The following is a 22383-nucleotide window of genomic DNA, read 5'->3' as shown; positions in this document are numbered from 1 at the left end:
GACCTTCAGTACGGCGTCCGGGCGTCAGCGTGTGGTCGCGACCTCCACGTCGGCCACGTGCAACGCGCGCAGTTCCTCGACGGTCGGCATCCGGCCCAGCAGCCGTAACCGCTGCGCCTGCGCCTTGCGCGCCCCTTCGAACAGCTTGCGCGCGTCCCGCGCGTTGCCGAAGTTGACGTCGCCGGAAACGAGCCGGAAATACTCGGTCAGCACCGGGGCGGCGTCGGGATCGAGTGCGTAGTCTCCCGCCGACACCATGCGCCCGAAGATGGAGAGCAGTTCGCCGGGGCTGTAGTTCTCGAACTCGATGGTCTTGCCGAAGCGGGACGCGAGACCGGGGTTGGCGGCGAGGAAGTCGACCATCTCGCCGGTGTACCCGGCCACGATCACCGCCACCTCGTCGCGGTGCTCCTCCATCAGCGGCACCAGGGTGTCGATCGCCTCTTGGCCGAAGTCGCCACCGGAACCGGCGAGCCGCGACAGCGTGTACGCCTCGTCGATGAAGAGGACGCCACCCTTGGCCTTTTCGAACACGGTGGCGGTCTTCTCCGCGGTGTGCCCGATGTACTGCCCGACCAGATCCCGGCGCGAGACCTCGCAGAACTGTCCCCGCGGCAGGATTCCCAGCGCCTTCAGCAGTTTGCCGTAGATCCTGGCGACCGTGGTCTTCCCGGTGCCCGGCGCGCCGGCGAAGATCAGGTGATGCGCGGCCGCGCCGATCGGCAGCCCCGCCCGGCGGCGCCATTCGTTGACCTGCAGTTCGTCCACGAGCGCGCGCACCTCCTCCTTCACCCCCGGCAGGCCGATCATGGCGTCGAGTTCGCCGAGCATGTCGTCGAGTTCGAAGTCGCCGGAAGTACCGCGCCCCGCCGAATCCGCCGCCGCGGTGACGGTCGCGGTCGCGCTCTCCGCGATCGCGATCCCCGGTTCGGCGGTGTTCTCGACCCGGCAGGCGGTGACGGAACCCCCGCAGCCGGGGCCGAACGCGATCCCCGACCCGCCCACCTCGTTGACCGTGCACCGCTTCAGCACGGGAGCGCTGTGGTGCGCCACGGCGATGCCTTCGTGGCCGGCGTTCGAGATCGCGCAGCCCTCGATGACGGGCCGGGCGTACTGGTAGACGTAGAACCCGCGCAACCCGCAGCCGGTCACGGTGCAGTTGCGGACGACTGGATCGGCGCCGGACCCGATGGTGATCCCGTCACCGGCCACGTCTTCGACGGTCGTGTCCTCGATCCTTCCCGGCGCGCCGTCGACGGTGATCCCTTGCTCCGCGGACGAAATCACGCAGCCGGTCACGGCGAAGGCCACCGTCCCGCGGAGCATGACCGCGGGCCCGCGCCCGCCGGAGACGGTGCAGCGGTCCATGACCAGCTCGGTGTCGTCGGCCACGACCGCGGACGACGTGTCGGCCAGCAGTTCGATCCCCCGCAGGACGAGCGCTCCGCCGGTCGCGCGGAAGACCGGACGGTCGGCGCCACGGCCGTCGATGACCACGCTGGCCCCCTTCGCCGCGGCCAAGGTCACCCGGCGACCGGTCACTTCGACGGTCTCCGCGTATTCACCGCCGTCAATGGTGATGACAGCGCCGTCGGACGCCTCGAGCAGCGCGTCGCCGATGGTCGGGAAGGCACCGGGCCGTCGCGCGACGAGCATGGCGCGGCCGGGGGTCGAGGTGGTCATCAACCCGCCTTCGCCATCAGCCAGCCGCGGTCGACCGCCTTGGCCCCCGCCTGGAAGCGGCTGCGGGCGCCGAGCCGGTTCATGATGTCGGCGACCATCCGCCGCACCGTGCGCACCGAGATGCCGAGCCGCGCGGCGGCGGATTCGTCGGTCGTGCCGGAGAACAGCAGCGTCAGCAGCTCCTGCTCGCGGCCGGTCAGTATCGAAGCGTTTTCCGGCTCCGGGAGGTCCAGCGGGACGAGCGGCGCGGCGGCCTGCCAGATCCGCTCGAACAACCCGACCGTCGCGGTGACCACGCCGGGCAGCCGGAACACCGCGGAACCGGCCTGCCTGCCCTCCGCGGGAAGGACGACCGAGGTCCGGTCGATCACCAGCGCGTCCATCGGGACCTCGGCGTCGGTCCGCACCTCGGCCCCGGCCCGCGACAGCCGGTTGAGCGCGCCGGACATCCGCGCGGAGTCGGGGAAGAGCACCTTGTGGCGTACACCGGGACGCACGTTCGCGAGCGCGATCCGCTGGAACGCGGTGTCCGTTCCCGTGCTCATCACGAGCACCTCGCCGGTCGCTTCCGCGAGCAGCTCGCCGAGCCCCGCCCGGTCGCCGCCCTGGCCCGTTCCCGTGACCAGGCTGAGCTGGCCGGTCTGCACGGTCATCGCAGGTACCTCCCTCTTCCCCCGGCGCGGTGCCGCCGACGACGTCCTGTTCATGCCAGTTGCTCCCCGTCCGGGCCGCCGTGGACACCCGACGCGTTAGCGTTCAGGGGCAACACGGCCGGCACGGTGGGCCGGGGCAACTGCACGCGTCTACTTTCGCTGTCCGAACATGAGGTTTTGATGACACGGGTGATGGTCGTCGAAGACGACGAAAATCTGCGGCTCGCGCTGGTGACGCAGCTACGCTCGGCCGGTTTCGCCGTCGACGAAGCCGGCGACATCGCGACCACGGACCGGCTGCTGCGCGGAACGCATCACGACTGCGTGGTGTTCGACCGGATGCTGCCGGACGGCGACGCCATCGAATACGTCCACATGCGACGGCAGCTGGGCTGGCGGGCGCCGGTACTGTTCCTGACCGCCCGCGACGCGCTCGCCGACCGGGTGGCAGGTTTCGAGCACGGCGGCGACGACTACCTCGTTAAACCGTTCGTGATGGCCGAGCTGACCGAGCGGGTGACCAATCTGTGTCATCGCTCCGCGTTCGACCGGCCCTCGGTGCTGCAGCACGAAGACCTGGTGATGGACTGCGCGCGGCGTGAGGTGCGCCGGGCCGGGGTGCTGCTCACCTTGACCAACAAGGAGTACGCGGTGCTCGAATACCTGCTGACCAGGGCGGGCCTGCCGGTGCAGCGGGCGGATCTGATCGAGCACTGCTGGGACGCGCAGGCCGATCCGATGTCCAATGTGGTCGACGTGGTGGTGAAGCGGTTGCGCCGCAAGCTGAAGGAACCCGAACTGATCCACGCCGTCCGCGGCCTCGGCTACCGGCTGGGCGCCCGGTGAACACCCATTCCTCGGCCGATCGGCTGCGAAGGCTGCGCTGGACGCTGACGGCGTTGTTCACCGCGATGAACACCCTCGGGCTGGTGCTCTTCGCGTGGCTGCTCATCAACGAAGACGGTGACCAGGGCGAGGAACGGATCGACGCCGCGCTGACCCAGGTCACGTCGTCAGTCAGCAGGCTGGTCGAATTCGACGGCACCGTCGGCTTCGGTCTGGTCAACACCGACGTGCTGAACGACCGCTGCCCGCAGTTCGCGGTCCTGCCCGGCGGTGCGCCCGCGTTCGAGCCGCATCTTTCGCGGGCGACCTGCGTCCCGATGAGCATGCAGCTGTTGACCGCGCTCGCCACCGAAACGGTGAAGACCGGCAAGCTGTTGCAGGGCCACCAAAAGGCGACCAACGGCGACATGGTCAAGGTCCGCGCCGAACCCCTGCGCGACGGCGACGGCAAGACCTTCGCGGCCGTCGTCGCGGTGCAGTCCACGGAGACCGAAGACGCCGCGCACACCCAGTTCACGCTGCTGGTGATCGGCGGCACCGTGCTGCTGGTCGCGATACTGGGGTTCGCGGGCCACCTGCTGTCCGGCCGGTCGATCCGGCCCGCGGCCGCTGCCTTGCAACAGCAGGAGGTCCTGCTCGCCGAAACCGCGCACGACCTCCGCACCCCGGTCGCCGCCCTGCGCGCGCTCGCCGAAACCGCGATGGCCAATCCCGCGCAGTCGGCGGAACTCCTGCCGCGCACCGTCCGGCTCGCCGCGAGAATGGGCGGCATCATCGACGACCTGCTCGTCCGCGCCCGGCTCGCCGCGGGGGTGGAACAGCTGAGCATCCAGCCGATCTGGCTCGACCAGCTGGTGGTGGGCATCGTCGAGGACACGGCGACCGACGGCGCCGAAGTCACCGTCACCGCCGCGCCCACGAAGGTCGACGCCGATCCCGCGCTGCTGCAACGGGCCATCGGCAACCTTCTCGACAACGCCGTGCGCTACGGCCGCCAACCGGGAGCGAAGGCTTTCGTGCACCTGACCGTCGCCGGCGGCACCGTGACCGTCGCGGACCACGGCCCGGGTATCGACACCGCGCTGGCGGGCGAGGCGTTCGACCGGTTCGCCAGCACCGGCGGATCTTCCGGGCTCGGGCTCTCGATCGTGCGCTGGGTCGCGCAGGCGCACGGCGGCACACTCGCGGTGTACAACGCCGACGAGGGCGGCGCGATCTTCGAACTGCGGTTCCCGGTCAGTACTTCCTGACCGCACCGCGGTACGCGAGTTCCGTCTCCAATCACGCGAGTTCGCCTTCTCTTGAGGGGCCGGCCGCAGGAGCGGGACCCTGGCACCATCTCGACCGTCCATTCGGGACACCATCCGCGGTGAAGGCGCCCGATTTGGTCAGTCAGCGCAGTTTCGCGTGGGGGTCGTGAGTGGCAATGAGGGTTAGAACCCTCATTGCCACTCACGACCCCCCCACAGAAAACCGCACATCCTCGTCATTCAACCAGACTTGGCCGCCAAAAGTGCCCCTTGTGGACACTCAGGGCACGGCCGTCTCCCGTCGGCCAGCCCAGACTCGGTCACGCCACAATCGACTTACCCTCGCTGACACGCGAGTTCGCCCGTCTCGGCGCCTCAGCCGCCCAGCGTTTGCCTCCTGGCGGCGGCGGGATCGAGGCTCGGGCCTTCGGGCAGCCGCGCGACCAGGCCGGCGGGAAGCCGCACCGGACGCGCCGACGGGTAGCCGAGCATCTTCAGCACATCGGGTGAAGCCAGCGGATAGCGGCGCCCCATGTCGGTCACGACGGTCAGCGTCCCGGCGGGGGCCTGCGCCGAAGGCATCGCTTCGACGACGATCGCGCTGCCGGGCGGCACGTGGACGCGGTCCGCGAGCGGTGTCCCGGACGCGGTCCGGCGGGCGGTGGTCGACATCGGATCCGCGGCGGGCAGCGTGGGATCGACGGTCAGCGAAGGGGCCGTGGAACCGTCGCCGAAGGTGGCGCACACGGTGGTGTCCTGGTCGCGCAGGCGCGCGATGGCCGGTCGGGTGGCGGGTGCCGAGCCCGCTTCGGCCTGGACCGGTTCCAGTTGCCGGGACATGGTCGCCAGCGAAGGCGGCAGCGGCACGGTTTTCGGCTCCGTGCCGGGATAGGCGGCCATCATCTGGGCGCTCGCGCGCTGCACGTCGTACTGCAGTTCGGTGATGGGCCGCAGGGCGTCCCGTTCGGCGAGGTAGTGCTGCTGTCCGCCGCCGGAGGTCTGCACCATCAGCAGCATCCCGTTCCGGATGTCGGTCCGGCCCGGCACCGCGGTGGACACCTCGCCCGCCGCCGCCACCGGGAGCGGGCCGATCGGCGTGCCTTCCGGGAGTACGTCGAGCCACGCCCTGCCGACCCGTGCCCACGGCTCGGCGGTGAGCGCGAGGCCGGTGCCGACGGCGCCGTAGTCGTTGATCCGGTGCCGGTGCCCGCGCCATACGACGAACCGGTCGCCGGTCGACGTCGATTCCACCAGCAGCGCCTGGTCCCCCAGCGCCGCGCCGCCCGAAGGCGAAGCGCCCGCCAGCAGCACCGACTCCTCGATCCGGCTGCCCGCCAGGTCGCTCGCGGGCGCGGAGCACAGCGACCACGATCCGGTGAGCAGCTTTCCGGGGCCGGGCAAGCCGTCCGGTGCGTCGGCGATGCCGATGCGGGGCCCTCGCGGGACTCCGGCGAGCGAGTCGCGCGAAACCCGTTCCGTGGTGCCGTGTTCGCCGAGCAACAGCAGCGCGGACGCGTAGTTCGCGACGGGATGCAGCCGTTCGCCGAGGTAGACGTAGCGGGTCCCGCTCTCCTTCTCCACGATGACGGCGGCGTTCTTGCGCCAGGCGTTGTTGCCGCCGGGCACGATCATCCCGTAGACCCCGACGCAGGCCAGCGCGACGATCGCCAGCGCGACACCGGCGAAGGCGGCGCCGGACGGACGGCGGAACGGCGGCTGCTCCGGGTCGGTCTCCCTGGTCACGAGCGCGGAAATGGCGCGCTGCACCAGGAATTGATACGCCTGCAGTTGATCTCGTTTGGACGCCATGGGTTCAGCCCCCCAGTCCGCGCACGTAGCCGTACAGGCCGAGCACCGAACACGCCACCGGGACGACGGCGATCGTCACCAGGATCTCGAAGTACTCGGCGATCCTGCCGAGGTACGGGTTGGCGGGGCGGGTGCTCAGCACGACGCCGGAGGCGATCACGCCCGCGGCCACCGCCAAGGACAGCGGTCCGGCGAGGACGAGCAGCAGCGAGCGATCCGCCATGAGCGGCCCCGCCAGCAGGCATCCGGCACCGAAGATCCCGGTCACCAGTAGCGGCACCCGCTGCCGCAGGATCGGATACAACCGTGCCCGCACCAGAAACCCGGCCGCGAGCAGGGCGACGAGGACGACCGCGGCCTCGCTGTCGCTGCGGATCAGCTGCGACTGGCAGTACATGACGACGATGGCCGCGCCGCCCAGCATCCCGGTGAGCAACGCGTCCGCTCTGGCCACGGCGGCGTGCACGAGTTCGAGTGGTGGCTGGGGATCGTCTCGGACGAGGTCCGCGGTCGACCGCGGCAGCACCGGCATCGGCACCCGGCCGAGCCGCAGCGCCAGCGGAGCGAACGTGGTCGACAGCATGAGCACGCCGCCGCCGATCACCGCCGCCGACCGATAGCCTGCGAGATCGTCGAAGGTGGCCAGCCAGCCGCCGAGTACGCCGAGCAGCCCGACGGTGGCCGCCCCGGTGAACAGTTCCGGCGCGGCGACCACCCCGAGATGGCCGACGACGGCCGCGAGCAGCAGCGTCGCGCTTCCCAGCAGCAGATGACCGGCGGACAGCGCGCCGATCGGGTCGTCGCCCGCCAGCAGCAGGCCGCCGCCGGCGAAGGCGAACGGCAGTGCGACGGCGGCGACGACCGCCCCGGCCCCGGCGTCACGCAGTGCCCGCGCGAGCAGGACCCCCGCGGTCAGGAGCAGCGCGGAAACGGCGAGGGCCCACGCCGCCGGCGTCGTCCACGGCGGTCCCGCGCGCACCACCGCGACCAACCCGAACAGGGCGGCCGCGGCACCGGCGGCCAGCCCCGCCCGGCGCGTGTGCCGCGGCCCCCAGGCCCGGCCGCCGGATCCGGTGGCGATCGCGTCCACGAGGTCGTCGTACTCGAGCTCCGGCCATTCGGCGCGGCGCGGCGTCAGATGGAGGATCTCCCCGTCCCGGACCCGATGCGCGCCCAGCGTCCGGTCCGGATCGAAGGCGGATCCGTCGGCGCGGCGCAACTGCCAGCCGCCGACGGCGACCCCGTCGTCGGCCATCCCCTCGCCCGCCCGCGCGAGCAGGCCGGGGAGGATTTCGGCGACGGACGCGTGTTCCGGCAGCGCCATGTCGATGCGCCGGTGCGGAGTGGTGATGGTGACCCTGACCAGGCCGGCAGTCTGCATGGGAAAAGGGTCGGCCAGCGGCCCGCCCGCCGGGCACCCGCGGCAGGAACCTGCCGCCGGGAAAGTGCTCCGGATCCGGTCTTCTTGCGCGACAATGGGGTCATGAGCATCGAGACAGGAGTCGGCGGACCGAGGCTGCTCGCCCAGGGCCCCATCGCCACCGTCTACGCGGGCCGGGATCCCGCCACGGGCAACGACTTCGCGATCAAGATGTTCCCCGCCGCCTTCGACCGCGAGACCTCCGCGTGGCTGGACCGCGAGCGGAAGGCGCTGGCCGCCGTGCGCGCGACACGTTCGGTGCTGCAGATCGACGACGTCCTGACCGACGCGGGCGGCCGATCCGGTGTCCGCCGCGAACTGTGCCCTGGTTCCCTCGCCGGTCTGCTGGATTCCGGTGCCAGGCTGGGTGTTCCCGACGTGCTCACCCTCGGTGCCTCGATCGCGTCGGCGCTCGCCGCGGCACACGGCGCGGACGTCGTGCACGGTGGGGTGAGCCCGCACAACGTGCTGTACCGCGCCTCCGGCGAGTTCGTGCTCGCCGACTTCGGGGTCGCTCTGCGGCGGCGTTTCCCGCGCGACCCGATGTACGCGGTGGAGTACACCGCGCCGGAAACCCTGCGCGACGACACGCTTTCCCCCGCGTCCGACCTTTATGGACTCGGCGCGGTGCTCTACGCCGCGTTGACCGGCACACCGCCCTTTCCCCGGCACACCGGGCAACAGCCCGGCGAACGGATCCTCCAGGTCTTGCGGGAGCCCGTCGCGCCGATCCAGGATCCGGGCGTCCCGAGGGAGCTTTCCGCCACGGTCTTCCGGTTGCTGGCCAAGGAACCGGCCGACCGGCCGCAGGACGTCGCGTCGCTGGCTCGGTTGTTCACGAAGCTGCGGCAGCCCGGCGGCGAAGTCGTCACCGCGGAACCCGTCGACGGACCGGGCGAAGACGACGCCGAGGTCGAGTTCGACGACTTCGCCGTGGTCCAGCAGCCCGCCGCCCCGTCGCCGGTCCAGGTGGTGCAGGCGCCGCCCTCGGGCGGCCGGACCCTGATCCGCGAGTTCAGCGGCCCGCTCAAAACCGAGCGACGGCTTCCCTGGAAGCCCGTCGTGCTGGCGGGCGCCGGAGTGCTCGCCGCCGGGCTGGCCGTGGTGCCGCTGATCCTCGGCCCGGCGGAGGTCGGCGGGCAGGCCGTCCCGGTCGCGGCCGCGATCCCGCCGCCCGCACCGGTTTCCGCTCCGGCGCCGGACGTCAAACTGGCGCTCGCCCCGCCGCGCGACCAGAGCGATCACGTGCGGCTGACCTGGACCGCGGAAGGCGAACTGGACTTCGTCGTGATCATGGCGGGCGAGCGGCTCGAGACGAAACAGCTCGTCGCCCACCGCCAACGCAGCCTCGATGTCCCGGTCGACCCGGTGCGCCGGTACTGCTTCCAGCTCAGGGCGACCGACGGCCGCCACATCTACACCACCGAACCGGTCGCGATCCGCGGCGCCCGCTGCAACCCGTGAGGCGCGGGTCGACTCCCGGCCGCGTCGCGAAAGCCACTTTCGGGACGTCTGATGTCCCGAAAGTGGCTTTCGTGACATCTCTCGCGGGGCCGTGCGGGGCTCCGATCAGCACCATGAGCCATTCCGTGCCGGGGGTCGTGAGTGGTAAAGGGCGTTAGAACGACCATTACCACTCACGACCACCAGGCCCGGGTAACCACGAGGCCGCCGCCTTTCAGTCCTCTTTACGCCCCTTGACCGGCACCAGGGTTCGCGGCTCGAGTGCCGCCAGCACCCGAGCCGCGAACGGTCTGGCGGCCAGGCCCCGGCGCACCTCGCCGACTTCCTGCCACGCCTTCCGGACCGCCCCGTCGCCGACCGGGACGCCGGACCACAGCGTCACGTCCAGCACCTTGGCCAGCCTGGCGACGGGCTCGCGGATCCCCTCCCCGGCAAGCAATCCGGCGGATTCGGCGAGATCACGCGGCGTCATCCCGATCCGGAACGGCACGCCGTGCGCGCGCAGCCGGTCGCGGATCTCGTCCCAGGCGCCGAGCACCCCTTCCTCGCCGGTCCGACGACGGCGCCGTCGTGCGCGGACCGCCTTCGCCACCGGAACCCCCACGAGCCAGAGGAGTCCGAAAAGGACGATCGCGCCGGCGAGAGCGGGCCACCACCAGCTCACCCCCGCTTCCGCGCTCTGGTCTTCGGCGGAGTCCTGCTGCGTTCCCGGCGGGAGCTGAGGCGGCCGCAGTTGCTGTTCGGCGGGCAGCTGGGCCCTCGCCTTGGCGACCGCCTTGCCGGGGCCCGCCTGGCTCCGGCTCGATCCGGTCGCCGCGGCGGTGGGGTCGAGCGCGACCCAGCCCGCCCCGGTGACCGCGACTTCGGGCCAGGCCAGGACATCGCGGTTCCGGACGACGTGCATGTCGCCGTCCTTCTCCGCCGAACCACGGAACCCGACGACGAGCCGCGCCGGGATACCACTCATCCGCGCCAAGACCACGTACGCGGCGGCGAACTGCTCGCTCGTCCCTCGCTTGCTCTCCAGCAGGAAATGCCGAAGCTGCGGCCAGCCGTGCCCGGTCGGCAGTTCCTCCGTGCCCGTCGCGACCTGATAGTTCGTGCTGAGGAACCGTTCCAGCTGCAATGCGGACTGGAACGTCGGGCGCAGACCACGCACGGCGTCCTTCGCCAGCTGTTCGACGTCGGGCGGCACCGCGCCGAGTCCGCCGAGCCCGCCCGGTGCGCGCGCGTCGACTTCACCGGAAGCGAGATCGACCTCGGGTGAGGACCAGCTGAGCCGGTAGTCCCGTACCGAAGCGGCCGACGGCGATTCCAGCATCAGCGTGCCCGCGGCCTGGTCCACCAGCGGGGTCAGGCCGTCCACCGCGGTCAGATCCCGGTGGCTCGGCAGCCAGGGTCCCGAAAGCCCGCGCACCTTGAGTTCGGCGCTGCCGCCCGAACCACCGGGAGCGCCGTCCAGACCCACCCCGAGCCGATGGAGCCGGGAATCGGACAGCCAGTTCGCGCCGTCGAAACCGTTGAGCACGATCAGGCGCCACTGGTCGACCGGGGTGTCGCCGCGGTAGCGGAACACCTCCTCACCGGGCCGGATGAGCCGCTGGGCGATCTCGTCCAGCGGATTGCCGACCCTGCTTCGCGGGGGCGGCGCGGCCTGAGTGTCCTTGAGCGTCAGCGGATCGCGGCCGATGGGATCGAGCGCGGCGAACGCGACCGACCCGGCGACCAGGGCGACCACAGTGGACAGTGCGGGCCAGATCGCCGAACCCGTCACCCGCCAGGACCGCGGCACGCCGGGTGCCCGGCCCACGGACCGGACACGCCGCCCCGACCACAGCAGGAGCCCGGCGGGCAGCGCGAACCCGAGCGCCGCCGCCACCGCGACGAGTCCCGTCAAGGCCTGATACGCCTGCGCCAACCCGGCGACGGCCAGGCCGGGCACGAGCGCCACCAGCGGCATCTTCAAGCGCAGCAGCAGTTCCAGCCCGAGCACGACGGCGAGCAGGACCGACAGCGGGACGAACAGCAGCTGTTCGGGAACCGGCAGCGCGGGCCAGGTGGACTGCAACGTGAGCTGCCAGCCTTCCGTGAAGCCCCGCGCCAGCCCGCGCATCGAAGCGCCGGTCGGCAGCGCGGCGAGCGTGGTCGACGTCAACACCGTCTCGACCAGCCCGAGCAGACCGAGCACCGCGACGAGCAGCGGCCGGTAAGGAGTCAGCTTGGGGAACTTCGCGGTCAGTTCGACGCAGCCGTACGCCAGCAGGACGACCACGAGCACCGGCACGAGCAGTTCCGCCCAGCCGAACACGGGCGCGAACAGCAACCCGGCGACCCCCGTCGCGCCGAGCAGCCCGGCGACCGCGATTCGATCGAAGCGGGCGCTCATGCCTTACCCACCAAGGAGTTCCATTGCGCCGCGGCACCGGCGGCGTCGACCGCGACGATCACGCCGCCGGAGCCCGCCGACGGCCGGAGGTCACCGAGCCGGACCACGGTGTCGGGCCGCCAGCGGGCCGTGTGGCCCAGATCGGCGTCCGGACCGGTGATCACCACGAGCACCCCGCCGGGGCGTTCGGCGGCGGCGAGGACCGAGGGCAGCAAGGGCGCGCCGTCCGTCGCGTCCTGTGTGACGAGCGCGAGTTCGTCCAGCAGTGTCCTCGCCGCGCGCACGCCGCTGTCGGTCGGCGTGTCCGCGCCGGCCGAAGTGATCAGGCGGCAGTGCTGCCCCGCCGACGCCGACGCGTAGAACAGCGAAGCCGCCACCTCGACGGCCTCTTCGAAAACGGCGGGCGTCATCGACGCGGGCCGCGTGTCGAGCACGGTGGTGAACCGGGGCTGGGCGGGATCGGCGTACTCGCGGACCATGAGCCGCCCGGTCCTGGCCGTCGCCTTCCAGTGCAGATGCCGGACCTCGTCGCCGACGACGTACTCCCGTACCGCGCGCAGATCCGCCGAACCGCGCAGTGGCGGGTCGGTGATCGGGCCTTCGTGGTGGTGCCTCGGGTGCCCGGCCTGCGCCGCGCGTACCGCGTGCCGCCGCGGGTGCACCCACAACCACGCGGAGTCCCCGACGGTCCGATCGCCGCGAGCGAGGTCGAAGAGGTCGGGCCGGTGCACCACGAGCGGGCCGACGCGCAGTTTCCCGCGCGTCGTCGTCGGGAGCTCGTAGTGGTACGTCGCTTCGGCGCCGGGTGCGAGCGGGCGGACCCGCAGTCGGTGCGTTTCGTTCCCGATCCCGTCCCCCGCGGCGAAACCGCCGTGCCGCCGCGAACCGGTGTTGCGCACGACGAGCGAGGCCAGCGCGGGCTTCCCCCGTTCGACCCGGTCCGGCTGGACGGTCCGGCCGATCTCCACCCGCGGCCGGAACTTCGTGGTGACCAACGCGATCAGCACCGCGCCTGCCGCGATCCCCGCGAAGGCACGGAAAAACGTGTACCCGGCCAGTTCGCCGAGCACGTAGGACCCGGCGGCGAAGGCCAGCACGATGACGCCGCGGCGGGTGAGCCGCACGTCTACCTCCCCATCGCGGCCATGGGAGCGGCCGTCGCGCCCAGGAGTTCGTCGACGATGTCGGCGGTCCGCCGCTGGTTGAGTTCCGCCTCGGGGGTCAGCACGAGCCGGTGGTCGAGCACCGGATGCGCGACGTCCTTGACGTCGTCGGGGGTGACGAAGTCGCGGCCGAAGGTGGCCGCGAGCCCTTGCGCCGCCCGGATCAGCGCGATGCTGCCCCGCGGGCTCGCGCCGTAGCGGACGTCCGGATGCGACCGGCTCGACGCGGCCAGCCGGACCGCGTAGTTGACGATTTCCGGTGCCAGATGGGACTTCCGGACCTCGTCGATGACCGACTGGACGTCGGCGATGCTCAGCACCGGCTTGAGTTCGTCCGGCGTGACCCCGGCGCAGTCGCCCATCACCACGCGCATCTCGGATTCCAGATCCGGGTAGCCGACCGCAATACGCATGAGGAACCGGTCCAGCTGCGCCTCGGGCAGCCGGTAGGTGCCCTCCAGCTCGATCGGGTTCTGCGTGGCCACCACGAGGAACGGCCTCGGCACCGCCTGGCCGACCGAATCGACGGTGACCCGGCGTTCGGCCATCACCTCCAGCAGCGCGGCCTGCGTCTTCGGCGTACCCCGGTTGATCTCGTCCGCCAGCACCACGTTGGCGAAGATGCCGCCGGGGTGGAACTGGAAGCGTTCGGCGTTCTGGTGGTAGACCATCACGCCGGTGATGTCGCCGGGCAGCAGGTCGGGGGTGAACTGGATCCGGCTCCACCGGCCGCCGATGCTGGCGGCGACACAGCGCGCGATCGTCGTCTTCCCGACGCCGGGCACGTCCTCCATCAGCAGGTGCCCTTCGGCGAACAGCGCCGCCACGGTGAGCCGGACGACCTCCGGTTTGCCGCGCACCACCGATTGCACGTTCTCGGCGATCTGCTCGTAGGCGACCCTGGGTGTGAGCGTCACAGAAGTTCCTTTTCCTTTCGTCGGCGCAGGCCGACCAGTGCCATCGGGCCGAGCCAGAACAGCGCGCCACCGTTCACCGTGGGCACACCTCGCCAGCTGTCCGTGGCGGTACCCGCGGAGGTCTTGATGGTGGCGTCGATCGTGATCGCCCCCAGCCATGCGACCTCGGAGATGATCAGTGTCGTCGCCCCGGAACAAGGCACCGGCTTCGTCTTGGTGAAGAATTCCGCCGTGCAGGTCGCGGAAACGCCCTTCCCGTTGGCGTTCACGGAAACGAACAGCGTGTTGTCCTTGCCCCGGACCTGGGTGATCGTGATGGTCGGCGGCCCCGAGGCCACCGGCACGGTGACCTTCCTGCTGCCGGTGGCGCCGTTGACCGCCGCTCCCGAACCGAACTTCGTCACCGCGCGGACCGTGACGGTCGCGGTGCCGGTGACCCCGGTGAAGTCCGCGGACGTGCCCGAAACCGTGCGCTGGCCCTTGCCCGTCACGCTGACCAGGTAGTGCACCAGCATGCCGCCGCGCAGGTCGGGCTGGGTCCAGCTCACCGACACGTTGCCCGCCGCGGTGGCGTTCGCGGTGACGACCGGTGCCCCGGCGGGCCGGTTCGCGGGTCCCGGGACGACCGCCTTGGCGCTGGCGCCGGGGCCGATCCCCGCGGAGTTCTCCGCGACCACGGTGAGCACATACGGCGTTCCGTTGCGCAGCCCGGAAATCGTCGTCCCCCGTGCCGATCCCCCGACTCGCGTGGACCCGCCGGTCCAGGTCACCCGGTAGCCGGTGATCCGCGCGCCGTTCTCCGCGGCCGGGCTCCACGAGACCTTGATCGAGCCGTCCCCGGACGACGCGCTCACCTTCCTCGGCGCGCCGGGCGGAGTCGCCTTCGCCACCGGCGGAGGCGGCTTCTGGGTGTTCGGCGGAGCCTGTTGCCGTTGCGGCGGCTGCGGGGCCTGGTCGCCGGACGGTTCCGGTTCGGCCGACGGCGCGCCCGCCGTCTGGCTGTTGGCCGCCTTGTCGACGTCGACGTCGACCACCGTGCCGTCGTCGCCGTTGACGACCAGGACGTGCGAACCGTCGGAGCTGTCGACGTAGATCCGGTTGTCCTCGCCCTTGGCCAGCCTCGGCACCCTGCCCTGGCCCGGCACCTTGGTGGTGGACTTGAGCTTGCCGGCGGCGTCGTAGGTCAGCACCTCGCCGCGGGTCTCGTCGACCATGGCGACGACGTTCGACGAGGAGAGCGGGCCGTTGAACCGGCTGCCCTTGGAGAGCTCGACCGAAATCGGCTTCGCGGACGGGCGATCCTGGTCGAGGCCGCTGACGTCGATGAGGTGGAGCTGGTTGCGCTCCGGGTCGGCGATGGCCAGCCGGTCGCCGACGGCACTGTTGGCGACCTGTGCCGACGGCGAGAGCTTGATGCCGAGCGGAAGGCCGTCGCCGAGCCCATCCGGGCCGACGCGGTGGAGGCTGTCGCCGGTGGTGTCGAGCACGACCGGCCGGTCGCCCACGAGTGTGAGCCCGCCGCCGTGTCCTGGCGGGAGATGCGCGGGACAGGTCATGACGGCGGCGCCCTTGGGCAGTTCGCAGACCGAGCCGTTGTCGACGCGGTGCGTCCACACCGTTCCCTCGGCCGTGGCGACCGGCCGGGACAGTGGCCCCCCTGCGGGCACCGTCGCGGCCGGGTCCCCGAGGCGCACGATCTGGCCCGCGTTGCGGTAGACCAGGTACGGACCGCCCGCGATCTCCAGCACGAACGGGGTTTCCGGCGCGGGCGGCGGCACCGACTCCGCCACGCTCAAGGTCGCCTTGTCGAACTCCGTGATGCGGTTCCGCTCGACCACGTAACCGGAATCGTCCCCCTGCGCGACCTGGCTGCCGTTCGCCCCCGGCACGTCCGCGCGCGCGTCGACGCGGTTCGTCGAACCGTCGACGTGGAACGCGGACTGGGCGGCGTCGTTGTAGACCCAGTGGCCGACCTGGACGAACTCCAGCCGGTCCGGGGTCGCCGCCTGCCCGGTCACGGCGAGCCCGACCAGCGCCAGGCAGCCCGCGACCACCAGCGCCACGGCCATTCTCGTCCTGGCCATCGCGCTGAACCGCTTCTCGGTGTTCACGCGATCAAGCTAGAGAGCGACCATGAAATTTCGATGAAACAGCCTGTCTCGCCCGTGCGGGCGCCGTGTCATCGAAACCTCATGTTGGCCGGGCAGCCTGAGGCGACACGGTTTGAGGAGGCAGGACGATGACCGATCCCGGCGCGGCCAGGACGGGCGGGCGGTACCACGCGCCGCCCCCGCCGCTTCCCCGAGCCGCACCGGCCGCACCGCGGGCAGCGGCCGTATCCGATCCGCTCGCCTATGCCGCGCCCGCCGCGCGGGCCGCCGCACGCGAGGCCGCGCTGGCGGCGCTCACCGCCGCTCGTCAGGCGGAGCAGCGACCGCGAGGGTTCGCGGCGGTACCCGTCCCCGCTCCGGTGCCCGGTACGCCGCGGCCGAATCCACCGGCGCCCGTTCCGGTGCGGCGATCGGGGCGGTTCGGCGGGATCGGGGTGCCGCAGATCGTCTGCTGGCAACTCGTCCTCGTCGCGCTCGTCCTGGTGGCGGGGCGGCCGTGGCCGCTGGCGGCCGTGGTGGTCACCGCCGCCGTCGTGGTCCTCGCGCTGACCACCGTGCGGATCCGCGGACGCTGGCTCTACGCCTGGCTCGGTTCGGCGTCCGGCTATCTGACGCGGGACCGCGACCGGGATCTCCGGAACACCGGTGAGGCGGGCCGGGCGCTGCTGCGCCTGCTGTCGCCGGAAGCGACGGGAACGGCGGGCGAGATCGGCGACGAGACGGTGTTCATGGTCAGCCGCGCCGACGGGATCACCGCTGTGCTGCAACCGAAATCGGCCGCACGCGAGCAGCCGATGCCGTCGCCGCTGATGTTGCTTCCGCCTGCCCGCGAACAGACGTCGGACGTCGCCGCGCAGGTCATCCACCACGTCGGAGCCGACCGTTCACGGCCGCCGCGGGGCTGGGTCGCGTTGCAGGCGCTGCGCACCGTCGACGTGCACCGCGACACCGACGTGCGGCAGGCGCTCGGGAACACGGTCCGGCGGGTGCGACGGCAACTCCGTCGCGACGGACTGCCGGTGCGGGCGCTCGCCGAAAACGAGGTCCTCGGCGTACTCGCCTCGCTGGCGCACGTCACGGCCGGCCGGGCGCGCATCCGCGAGGACTGGCGGTTCTGGCACAGCGGGCCGATCTGCCAGGCGACCTTCCGCCTCGACGGCTGGGACACGCTTTCCCCGGTGCTCACGGCGGATCTCTCCCGACGGCTGCTCGCCGCCGCTCCCGGTTCCGCGGTGACACTCGCCGTGACCGCGCGCCGGAGCACCGCTGAGACCGAACCGCGCGTCAGCGCCTCGATCCGGATCGCCGCCGCCGGACCGCGGGCGGTGGAACACGCGGTGCGGGACCTGGAACTCGCCGCCCGCCGAGGTGGGCTCACCCTGGACCGGCTCGACGGCAGGCACGCCAAGGGAGTGGCCGCCACGCTGCCGCTCGGGGTCAGTTGAGCACGGTGATCACGCCGGTGTGCAAACCCGTCGCGTCCGCGCGGGCACGACCCTAAACTCGGCCGCGCGATGAACGACGACACTTTCCTCGCCCACGTGGCGGACACTCTGGCCGCACTCCCCGCCGTGCACGCCGTCACCCTCGGCGGATCACGCGCGCAGGACACCCACGGCCCCGGCAGCGACTGGGATTTCGCCGTCTACTACCGCGGCGCCTTCGACCCGGCGGACCTGCGCGCCGTCGGCTGGGACGGCGAGGTCTCGGAACTCGGTGCGTGGGGCGGCGGCGTGTTCAACGGCGGCGCCTGGCTCACGATCGACGGCAGACAGGTCGACGTCCACTACCGCGACCTCGGCTCCGTCGAACACCATCTCGCCGAAGCCCGCGAAGGCCGGTTCCACTGGGAGCCGTTGATGTTCCATCTCGCGGGCGTCCCGAGTTACCTGCCCGTCGCCGAACTCGCGGTCAACCGCGTACTGCGCGGCGAGCTGCCGCGGCCGGACTTTCCGGAAGCGCTGCGGGAAACGGCCCCGGCGATGTGGCGAGGCCGCGCCGGGCTGACTTTGCGTTACACCCGTGGAGCCTTCGTCCCGCGCGGGCAGGCCACGGAGGTCGCGGGCGCGCTGGCGACCGCCGCGATGGAGACGGCACACGCGGTCCTCGCGGCCCGCGGCGAGTGGGTCACCAACGAGAAACGGCTGCTGCGGCGCGCGGGATTGCGTGAAATCGACACGGTGCTCACGGGTTTGCGCGCGGACCCGGACGCCCTCGCCAAGGCGGTGGACGACGCGGAGGCGCTGCTTGGGACCGCCGACTGAACCCTGTGGCGCGCGTCACGGAATGACCGGCGATCTTCAGCGCTACAGAGAGATAAGACCCGTTCCGTACCAAGGGAGTGACATGTCCGCCACCGCCACGCCGGAAGAAACCACCCTGGCCGTCCCCGCTCTCGACGACTTCGACTTCCCGCTCACCGATGGTGCCGCCTGCCGCATCGACGACCCGGACTGCGAAGCCTGCCAGTAGGGCTTGCCGGTCGCGTAAGTCCGTGAAGGCCTCCTTGCCTACCTTCAGGGTAGGGAAGGAGGCCTTCACGACGTTCCTGGGCCGAGCCGGGCGGCGGAGCATGTCGCGAAAGCCACTTTCGGGACGTCTGATGTCCCGAAAGTGGCTTTCGCGACATGCCACCCGCGGCGACACCGCCCCACCGCGCCTTCAGTTCACGCGCCCGTCCACGGCCGCCACGATGAGTTCGGCGCACCGCTTGACCGGCAGGCCTCGTTCTCGCGCCATCGCCTCGAGGGCCGCATGGGCGGCCTGCCCGCGCAGGCCTTCCGCCGCAAGTACTTTCAGCGCCAGCTCGACGACGTCGGCGGCTGGCAGGGAATCGGGTCGGACCAGCATCGAAGACCTCCGGCTCGCTCGAGGGACGGCAGCGGGTACCCGTCCCGCGCCGTGTTCACACCCGCCTCATCGAGAAGAGTGGCGATCCCGCCGATCGTCGACGGCGTCCCGCCGGACCTGCTCGGTGTGCATGCCGATCTCGCCGAGCCGTTCGGCGAAACCGGTGTGCTCGCGAGGCAGGTGGGCACGCAGGTCGGCCAGCGGCGCCAGGAGGCCGGTGACGTCGTCCTCGCCGAGCACCGCGCTCAGCCTGTCGGCGCTTTCCCTGGCCTTGGCGTTCAACCCGTCCAGCGCGCCCGCCTGACCAGCCAGCTGCCGCAGGATCGCCGAGTTGCGCCGCGCCCACTCGGCCACCGCGCGATCACCCGCCCGCCGGTCTCGTTCCGCGTCGACCCGCGCCTCCCCGGTGCTCTCCCCGCCCGAGGACGGCCGCAGCCGCAGGAACCGCCGCTCCGCCGCCTGACGGCTCGCGACCCCCAGCGCGGGGGCGAGCGCCGTCCAGCTGGTGCCGCCCGCGCGAGCGGCCGCGATCAGCTCCGGCTCCCAGGCGGCCAGTTGCTCGCGGACCGCCTTCAACGCGACCAAGGCCGCCAGGACCCGCTCCGGTTCCGAGACACCGGATCGGGCCTCCGCCACGACGTCACGAACGCTGCGCACGGTCTGGGAGGGGTCTTCGTCCATGATTGTCATCCAATCGACTTGTCATCCAATCGACGACTCGGCGGTTGTCATCGTTCCGATGACATGGTAGAACAGTAGTGCGTGTTGACACCAGTGACAACGACCCAGGAGGTGGAACCCGATGTTGATGCGCACCGACCCGTTCCGCGAACTGGACAGGCTGACCCAGCAGATGTTCGGCGCCGCGAATCCGGGCACCTGGTCCAAGCCGGCCACCATGCCGATGGACGCCTACCGCGAGGGCGACGAGTTCGTCGTCTGCTTCGACCTTCCCGGCGTCTCCGCCGACGCGATCGAGCTGGACGTCGAACGCAACGTCCTGACCGTCAAGGCCGAGCGGCGGCCGTTCGCCGGGAAAGACGTCCAGATGCAGGTTTCCGAACGTCCGCTCGGCGTCTTCTCCCGCCAGCTGTTCCTCGGCGAGGCCCTCGACACCGACAACATCGCGGCCGGCTACGAAGCGGGCGTGCTGACCCTCCGCATCCCGATCGCCGAGAAGGCGAAGCCGCGGCGCATCGAGATCACGGGTTCCACGTCCGACCGCAAGGAGATCCAGGCCTGAGTGTCCCGTCCGGTGCGGGCCTCGGCGCCCGCACCGGACGAGGCCGGGGAAAGAAGGGAAGTCCTCGTTTGCTCACCATGCCTGTCCGCCACCCGCACACCCGCGACGCCGTGTGGGGGTATCTCGCCGAAGTCACCGAGGTCCTCGGCGTCGGCCTCGAATCCTGCACCGTCGACCACGACAGCCCGGTTTCGGCGTACGTCGCGCTCGACGAGCGGCTCCCCACCCATCCCGAGCGCGACGTCGCCCTGCTGTGGGACGAGATCCACGGCTGGGCCGTGGCGATCGAGACCCACTCCGGCGAAGATCTCATCGTCCTCCGCTACCTGGGCGGGAAGACCGCCACCCCGCGCCCCGCGCAGGTCGCGCGTTTCCTCCGGGCCGTCCGCGAGGACGACCACAGTGTCGGCCAGCTCACCCCGCCGGATTTCGGCGGCCTGTCCGCCGCGCACGCGTGACCGCCGCTCGCGTCGGGTACCTCCGAAGGGCTTCGACCCGGAAGGAGTGAGCCGTGCCCAAGATCGGCCTGCTGTACCCGACGCGGGACTGCGGTGAGGACGATTTCCTCGCCCTGGCGGGAAAATTGGATCCTGACCTCACCGTGGACTTCGCCTATGTCCCGTGGGGCGAAACCATCGGCCGGGTCGAAGACCTCGACGCGGCCGGAAAACACGAAGCCGTCCGTGAGCTCGGCGAGCCGGGCAGGCTCGTGGCCGCCGCGCGGTTCGGCACGGTACCGGACGTCGTCAGCTGGGCCTGTTCCAGTTGCAGCTTCACACGCGGCCTCGACGGCGCGCTCGAACAGTCCCGCGTGCTCGGCGAACACCTCGGTGTTCCCGCGCGCAGCACATCGCTCGCATACCTCACCGCGCTCGCCCACTTGGGCGCCAGGCGCGTGGCGCTCGCCTCGGTCTATCACCGCGACACGACCGCGACTTTCGCCGGCTTCCTCGCGGAAGCGGGGGTTTCCACCGTTCACTCGGTCTCCGCCGACGCGCCCTCGGACCGGGCGCTCGCGGCCTGGGACGGCCGTCGCATCACCGAACTCGCCGCGGCGGCCGATCACGAGGAGGCCGACGCGCTGTTGATCCCCGAAACGGCCCTGCACACGACGCCGTTGCTCGAAGACCTCGAAACCGCCCTCGGCAAACCCGTGCTGACGGCCACCGCGGTCACCCTCTGGGATTCCCTGCGCGCGCTGGGCGCCCCGCCGGTCCGGCCGGGTCTCGGCGAGTTGTTCAGCCGTTGAGCCTGCCGCGCAGATCCTGGAGGATCTTCGTGAGCAGGCGGGAAACGTGCATCTGGGAGATACCGACACGTTCGGCGATCTGGGACTGGGTCAGCCCGTCGAAGAACCGCATCGTGACGATCGCCCGCTCCCGCTCCGGGAGCCGTTGGAGCAGCGGGACGACGGTGTGCCGGTCCTCGATGTGCTCGAACCGGGAATCCTGCTCGCCCATCACGTCGGACAGCGGAAGGGAACCCTCGCCGTCGTTGACCGGCCGGTCGAGGGACGACGTCTGGTAGCTGTTCGCGGCGAGCAGGCCTTCGCGGACGGTTTCGACGTCCACGTCCAGGTGCGCGGCGAGTTCGGTGGGGGTCGGCGCGCGGCCGAGGGTCTGGGTGAGTTCCGTGGTCGCCCGGGAGAGCCGGGTGCGCAGTTCCTGCATCCCGCGCGGGACGTGGACCGCCCAGCCGGTGTCACGGAAGAAACGCCGCACCTCGCCCATCACCGTGGGCACCGCATACGCCAGGAAATCCCCGCCCTGTCCCGGATCGAACCGGTCCACGGCCTTCATCAGGCCGATCCGCGCGACCTGGATCAGGTCTTCCCTCGGCTGCCCCCGTCCGCTGAACCGGACGGCGATGTGCTCGGCGATCGGCAGCAGTTCGAGGATCAGGCGCTCCCGCAGGCGCTCCCGTTCCGGGTGACCGGCGGGCAGAACGGCCATCTCGTCGAACCAGGGGCGGCAATGGGAGTAGTCGTCCCTGCGCCGCGCTCGACGATCGCGAGGGGCCGGGACCGGCTCCTCGCGCAGGACGACGTGATCGATGTCTTCCATGAGCGACGTGGCGTTCACCAAAAGTCACCTTCGTCCTTTGTGGACCGACATGAATACGCTCCCCTCGTCACCGTTTTGATACCCGGCGAACGGCGCCGGTAAACATCGCCGCGGCCCTGCCTTGGACGGGTGATCTTTCGATTGACCGCCGGGACGGCCGGGTATCCGCAGGTCGAGACGAAGGAGGAGCCGTGCCTGAACAGAGCTGGAGCGACAAACGCGAACGTCAGTACGAGCACATCAAGTCCTCTCAGAAGAAACGCGGCGCGAGCAGCGGACGCGCCGAGGAGATCGCCGCACGCACGGTGAACAAGAACCGCGCCCAGTCCGGTGAAGCCAAGACCGCGAGCAAGAGTTCGACCAGGGACAAGTCGCCGCAGAAACGCGGCGGCGAACGGTCCGGCAACCGGAAGGGCCCCGGCGGGCCGACCAAGGACCAGCTCTACAACGAAGCGAAGAAGCGCAACATCAAGGGCCGGTCCAGCATGACCAAGAAGGAACTGCAGAACGCCCTCGGCCGCTGAT

General features: G+C 71.2%; 21 protein-coding genes. 10 read left to right on the top strand and 11 right to left on the bottom strand.

The window, feature by feature from the left end; genetic code table 11:
* Nucleotides 1-24: 24 nt before the first annotated feature.
* Complete coding sequence (locus tag CVV72_RS38575; RefSeq protein WP_219149440.1) at nucleotides 25-1683, bottom strand: right-handed parallel beta-helix repeat-containing protein; 1659 nt, start codon at nucleotides 1681-1683, stop codon at nucleotides 25-27.
* A complete protein-coding gene (locus CVV72_RS38570) occupies nucleotides 1683-2336 on the bottom strand; it encodes a helix-turn-helix transcriptional regulator (protein ID WP_219149438.1) in 654 nt (217 codons plus the stop codon). Before CVV72_RS38570 ends, CVV72_RS38575 begins: the two co-directional genes overlap by 1 nt.
* 180 nt (nucleotides 2337-2516) lie before the next feature.
* Here CVV72_RS38570 and CVV72_RS38565 point away from each other — a divergent pair, with 180 nt between their 5' ends.
* Nucleotides 2517-3182, top strand: a complete 666-nt coding sequence (locus tag CVV72_RS38565; protein WP_219149437.1) for a response regulator transcription factor — start codon at nucleotides 2517-2519, stop codon at nucleotides 3180-3182.
* The gene (locus CVV72_RS38560; RefSeq protein ID WP_219149435.1) at nucleotides 3179-4432 is read left to right on the top strand and encodes a sensor histidine kinase KdpD; all 1254 of its coding nucleotides are present in this window, start codon (nucleotides 3179-3181) and stop codon (nucleotides 4430-4432) included. Before CVV72_RS38565 ends, CVV72_RS38560 begins: the two co-directional genes overlap by 4 nt.
* Before the next feature lie 375 nt (nucleotides 4433-4807).
* Here CVV72_RS38560 and eccB read toward each other — a convergent pair whose 3' ends face one another.
* Both eccB and eccD read right to left on the bottom strand, forming a co-directional pair.
* Nucleotides 4808-6241, bottom strand: coding sequence for a type VII secretion protein EccB (gene eccB, locus CVV72_RS38555; protein WP_219149433.1), 1434 nt, complete (start codon nucleotides 6239-6241; stop codon nucleotides 4808-4810).
* 4 nt (nucleotides 6242-6245) lie between these two features.
* Entirely contained in the window at nucleotides 6246-7622 is a 1377-nt protein-coding gene (eccD, locus tag CVV72_RS38550; RefSeq protein WP_219149431.1) for a type VII secretion integral membrane protein EccD, read from the bottom strand.
* 102 nt (nucleotides 7623-7724) lie between these two features.
* Here eccD and CVV72_RS38545 point away from each other — a divergent pair, with 102 nt between their 5' ends.
* Nucleotides 7725-9125 carry a protein kinase gene (locus CVV72_RS38545; RefSeq protein ID WP_219149429.1) on the top strand — a complete coding sequence of 467 codons (1401 nt, stop codon included), beginning with the start codon at nucleotides 7725-7727 and terminating at the stop codon, nucleotides 9123-9125.
* A 214-nt stretch (nucleotides 9126-9339) separates the two neighbouring features.
* Here CVV72_RS38545 and CVV72_RS38540 read toward each other — a convergent pair whose 3' ends face one another.
* From CVV72_RS38540 to CVV72_RS38525, 4 genes are read right to left on the bottom strand one after another with little or no spacing between them, the layout of a single operon-like run.
* Complete coding sequence (locus CVV72_RS38540; protein ID WP_219149427.1) at nucleotides 9340-11511, bottom strand: transglutaminaseTgpA domain-containing protein; 2172 nt, start codon at nucleotides 11509-11511, stop codon at nucleotides 9340-9342.
* Nucleotides 11508-12635, bottom strand: coding sequence for a DUF58 domain-containing protein (locus CVV72_RS38535; RefSeq protein WP_219149425.1), 1128 nt, complete (start codon nucleotides 12633-12635; stop codon nucleotides 11508-11510). The genes CVV72_RS38540 and CVV72_RS38535 overlap by 4 nt, the downstream gene beginning before the upstream one ends.
* Before the next feature lie 2 nt (nucleotides 12636-12637).
* A complete protein-coding gene (locus CVV72_RS38530) occupies nucleotides 12638-13591 on the bottom strand; it encodes a MoxR family ATPase (RefSeq protein WP_219149422.1) in 954 nt (317 codons plus the stop codon).
* Entirely contained in the window at nucleotides 13588-15702 is a 2115-nt protein-coding gene (locus CVV72_RS38525; RefSeq protein ID WP_219149420.1) for a fibronectin type III domain-containing protein, read from the bottom strand. Before CVV72_RS38525 ends, CVV72_RS38530 begins: the two co-directional genes overlap by 4 nt.
* Nucleotides 15703-15830: 128 nt before the next feature.
* Between CVV72_RS38525 and CVV72_RS38520 the strand changes: the two genes are divergently transcribed.
* The 3 genes from CVV72_RS38520 to CVV72_RS41825 all read left to right on the top strand — a co-directional run bounded on the left by CVV72_RS38520 (nucleotide 15831) and on the right by CVV72_RS41825 (nucleotide 18174).
* Nucleotides 15831-17147: a type VII secretion protein EccE gene (locus CVV72_RS38520; RefSeq protein WP_219149418.1), complete on the top strand. Its 1317-nt coding sequence runs from the start codon at nucleotides 15831-15833 to the stop codon at nucleotides 17145-17147.
* 69 nt (nucleotides 17148-17216) lie between these two features.
* Nucleotides 17217-17966 carry a nucleotidyltransferase domain-containing protein gene (locus tag CVV72_RS38515; protein WP_219149416.1) on the top strand — a complete coding sequence of 250 codons (750 nt, stop codon included), beginning with the start codon at nucleotides 17217-17219 and terminating at the stop codon, nucleotides 17964-17966.
* 82 nt (nucleotides 17967-18048) lie between these two features.
* The gene (locus CVV72_RS41825; RefSeq protein WP_005159680.1) at nucleotides 18049-18174 is read left to right on the top strand and encodes a hypothetical protein; all 126 of its coding nucleotides are present in this window, start codon (nucleotides 18049-18051) and stop codon (nucleotides 18172-18174) included.
* Between the two features lie 189 nt (nucleotides 18175-18363).
* Here the strand turns inward: CVV72_RS41825 and CVV72_RS38510 are convergent, their stop codons facing one another.
* Together CVV72_RS38510 and CVV72_RS38505 are read right to left on the bottom strand one after the other, a co-directional pair.
* A complete protein-coding gene (locus CVV72_RS38510; RefSeq protein ID WP_219149414.1) occupies nucleotides 18364-18552 on the bottom strand; it encodes a hypothetical protein in 189 nt (62 codons plus the stop codon).
* 66 nt (nucleotides 18553-18618) lie between these two features.
* Entirely contained in the window at nucleotides 18619-19233 is a 615-nt protein-coding gene (locus tag CVV72_RS38505; protein WP_219149412.1) for an HSP18 transcriptional regulator, read from the bottom strand.
* A 121-nt stretch (nucleotides 19234-19354) separates the two neighbouring features.
* On the opposite strand from CVV72_RS38505, the gene CVV72_RS38500 reads away from it, so the two are divergent.
* From CVV72_RS38500 to CVV72_RS38490, 3 genes are all read left to right on the top strand, one after another.
* Nucleotides 19355-19795 (top strand): Hsp20/alpha crystallin family protein, encoded by a 441-nt coding sequence (locus tag CVV72_RS38500; RefSeq protein WP_219149410.1) that lies wholly within the window; start codon nucleotides 19355-19357, stop codon nucleotides 19793-19795.
* A gap of 77 nt (nucleotides 19796-19872) precedes the next feature.
* Nucleotides 19873-20253 (top strand): DUF6292 family protein, encoded by a 381-nt coding sequence (locus CVV72_RS38495; protein ID WP_034323291.1) that lies wholly within the window; start codon nucleotides 19873-19875, stop codon nucleotides 20251-20253.
* Between the two features lie 53 nt (nucleotides 20254-20306).
* Nucleotides 20307-21044 carry a decarboxylase gene (locus tag CVV72_RS38490; RefSeq protein WP_219149408.1) on the top strand — a complete coding sequence of 246 codons (738 nt, stop codon included), beginning with the start codon at nucleotides 20307-20309 and terminating at the stop codon, nucleotides 21042-21044.
* On the opposite strand, the gene CVV72_RS38485 is transcribed toward CVV72_RS38490, so the two are convergent.
* On the bottom strand, nucleotides 21034-21858 hold the full coding sequence (locus CVV72_RS38485; RefSeq protein ID WP_370641983.1) for a SigB/SigF/SigG family RNA polymerase sigma factor: 825 nt from the start codon (nucleotides 21856-21858) through the stop codon (nucleotides 21034-21036). The genes CVV72_RS38490 and CVV72_RS38485 overlap by 11 nt on opposite strands.
* Nucleotides 21859-22049: 191 nt before the next feature.
* Between CVV72_RS38485 and CVV72_RS38480 the strand changes: the two genes are divergently transcribed.
* The gene (locus CVV72_RS38480) at nucleotides 22050-22382 is read left to right on the top strand and encodes a plasmid stabilization protein (protein WP_219149406.1); all 333 of its coding nucleotides are present in this window, start codon (nucleotides 22050-22052) and stop codon (nucleotides 22380-22382) included.
* Nucleotide 22383 lies beyond the last annotated feature (1 nt).

The organism is Amycolatopsis sp. TNS106, assembly GCF_019330265.1.
GTDB classification, from domain to species: domain Bacteria; phylum Actinomycetota; class Actinomycetes; order Mycobacteriales; family Pseudonocardiaceae; genus Amycolatopsis; species Amycolatopsis lurida.
Note: the sequence above shows the minus strand (reverse complement) of the source record. Positions and strands in the feature narration are given on the sequence as shown.

Bases quoted from the DNA above. Each gene is read 5' to 3' on its own strand.
- CVV72_RS38575 (WP_219149440.1), bottom strand. From the start codon at position 1,683: ATGACCACCTCGACCCCCGGCCGCGCCATGCTCGTCGCGCGACGGCCC.
- CVV72_RS38570 (WP_219149438.1), bottom strand. From the start codon at position 2,336: ATGACCGTGCAGACCGGCCAGCTCAGCCTGGTCACGGGAACGGGCCAG.
- CVV72_RS38565 (WP_219149437.1), top strand. From the start codon at position 2,517: ATGACACGGGTGATGGTCGTCGAAGACGACGAAAATCTGCGGCTCGCG.
- eccB (WP_219149433.1), bottom strand. From the start codon at position 6,241: ATGGCGTCCAAACGAGATCAACTGCAGGCGTATCAATTCCTGGTGCAG.
- eccD (WP_219149431.1), bottom strand. From the start codon at position 7,622: ATGCAGACTGCCGGCCTGGTCAGGGTCACCATCACCACTCCGCACCGG.
- CVV72_RS38545 (WP_219149429.1), top strand. From the start codon at position 7,725: ATGAGCATCGAGACAGGAGTCGGCGGACCGAGGCTGCTCGCCCAGGGC.
- CVV72_RS38540 (WP_219149427.1), bottom strand. From the start codon at position 11,511: ATGAGCGCCCGCTTCGATCGAATCGCGGTCGCCGGGCTGCTCGGCGCG.
- CVV72_RS38520 (WP_219149418.1), top strand. From the start codon at position 15,831: ATGACCGATCCCGGCGCGGCCAGGACGGGCGGGCGGTACCACGCGCCG.
- CVV72_RS38515 (WP_219149416.1), top strand. From the start codon at position 17,217: ATGAACGACGACACTTTCCTCGCCCACGTGGCGGACACTCTGGCCGCA.
- CVV72_RS41825 (WP_005159680.1), top strand. From the start codon at position 18,049: ATGTCCGCCACCGCCACGCCGGAAGAAACCACCCTGGCCGTCCCCGCT.
- CVV72_RS38510 (WP_219149414.1), bottom strand. From the start codon at position 18,552: ATGCTGGTCCGACCCGATTCCCTGCCAGCCGCCGACGTCGTCGAGCTG.
- CVV72_RS38505 (WP_219149412.1), bottom strand. From the start codon at position 19,233: ATGGACGAAGACCCCTCCCAGACCGTGCGCAGCGTTCGTGACGTCGTG.
- CVV72_RS38500 (WP_219149410.1), top strand. From the start codon at position 19,355: ATGTTGATGCGCACCGACCCGTTCCGCGAACTGGACAGGCTGACCCAG.
- CVV72_RS38495 (WP_034323291.1), top strand. From the start codon at position 19,873: ATGCCTGTCCGCCACCCGCACACCCGCGACGCCGTGTGGGGGTATCTC.
- CVV72_RS38485 (WP_370641983.1), bottom strand. From the start codon at position 21,858: ATGGAAGACATCGATCACGTCGTCCTGCGCGAGGAGCCGGTCCCGGCC.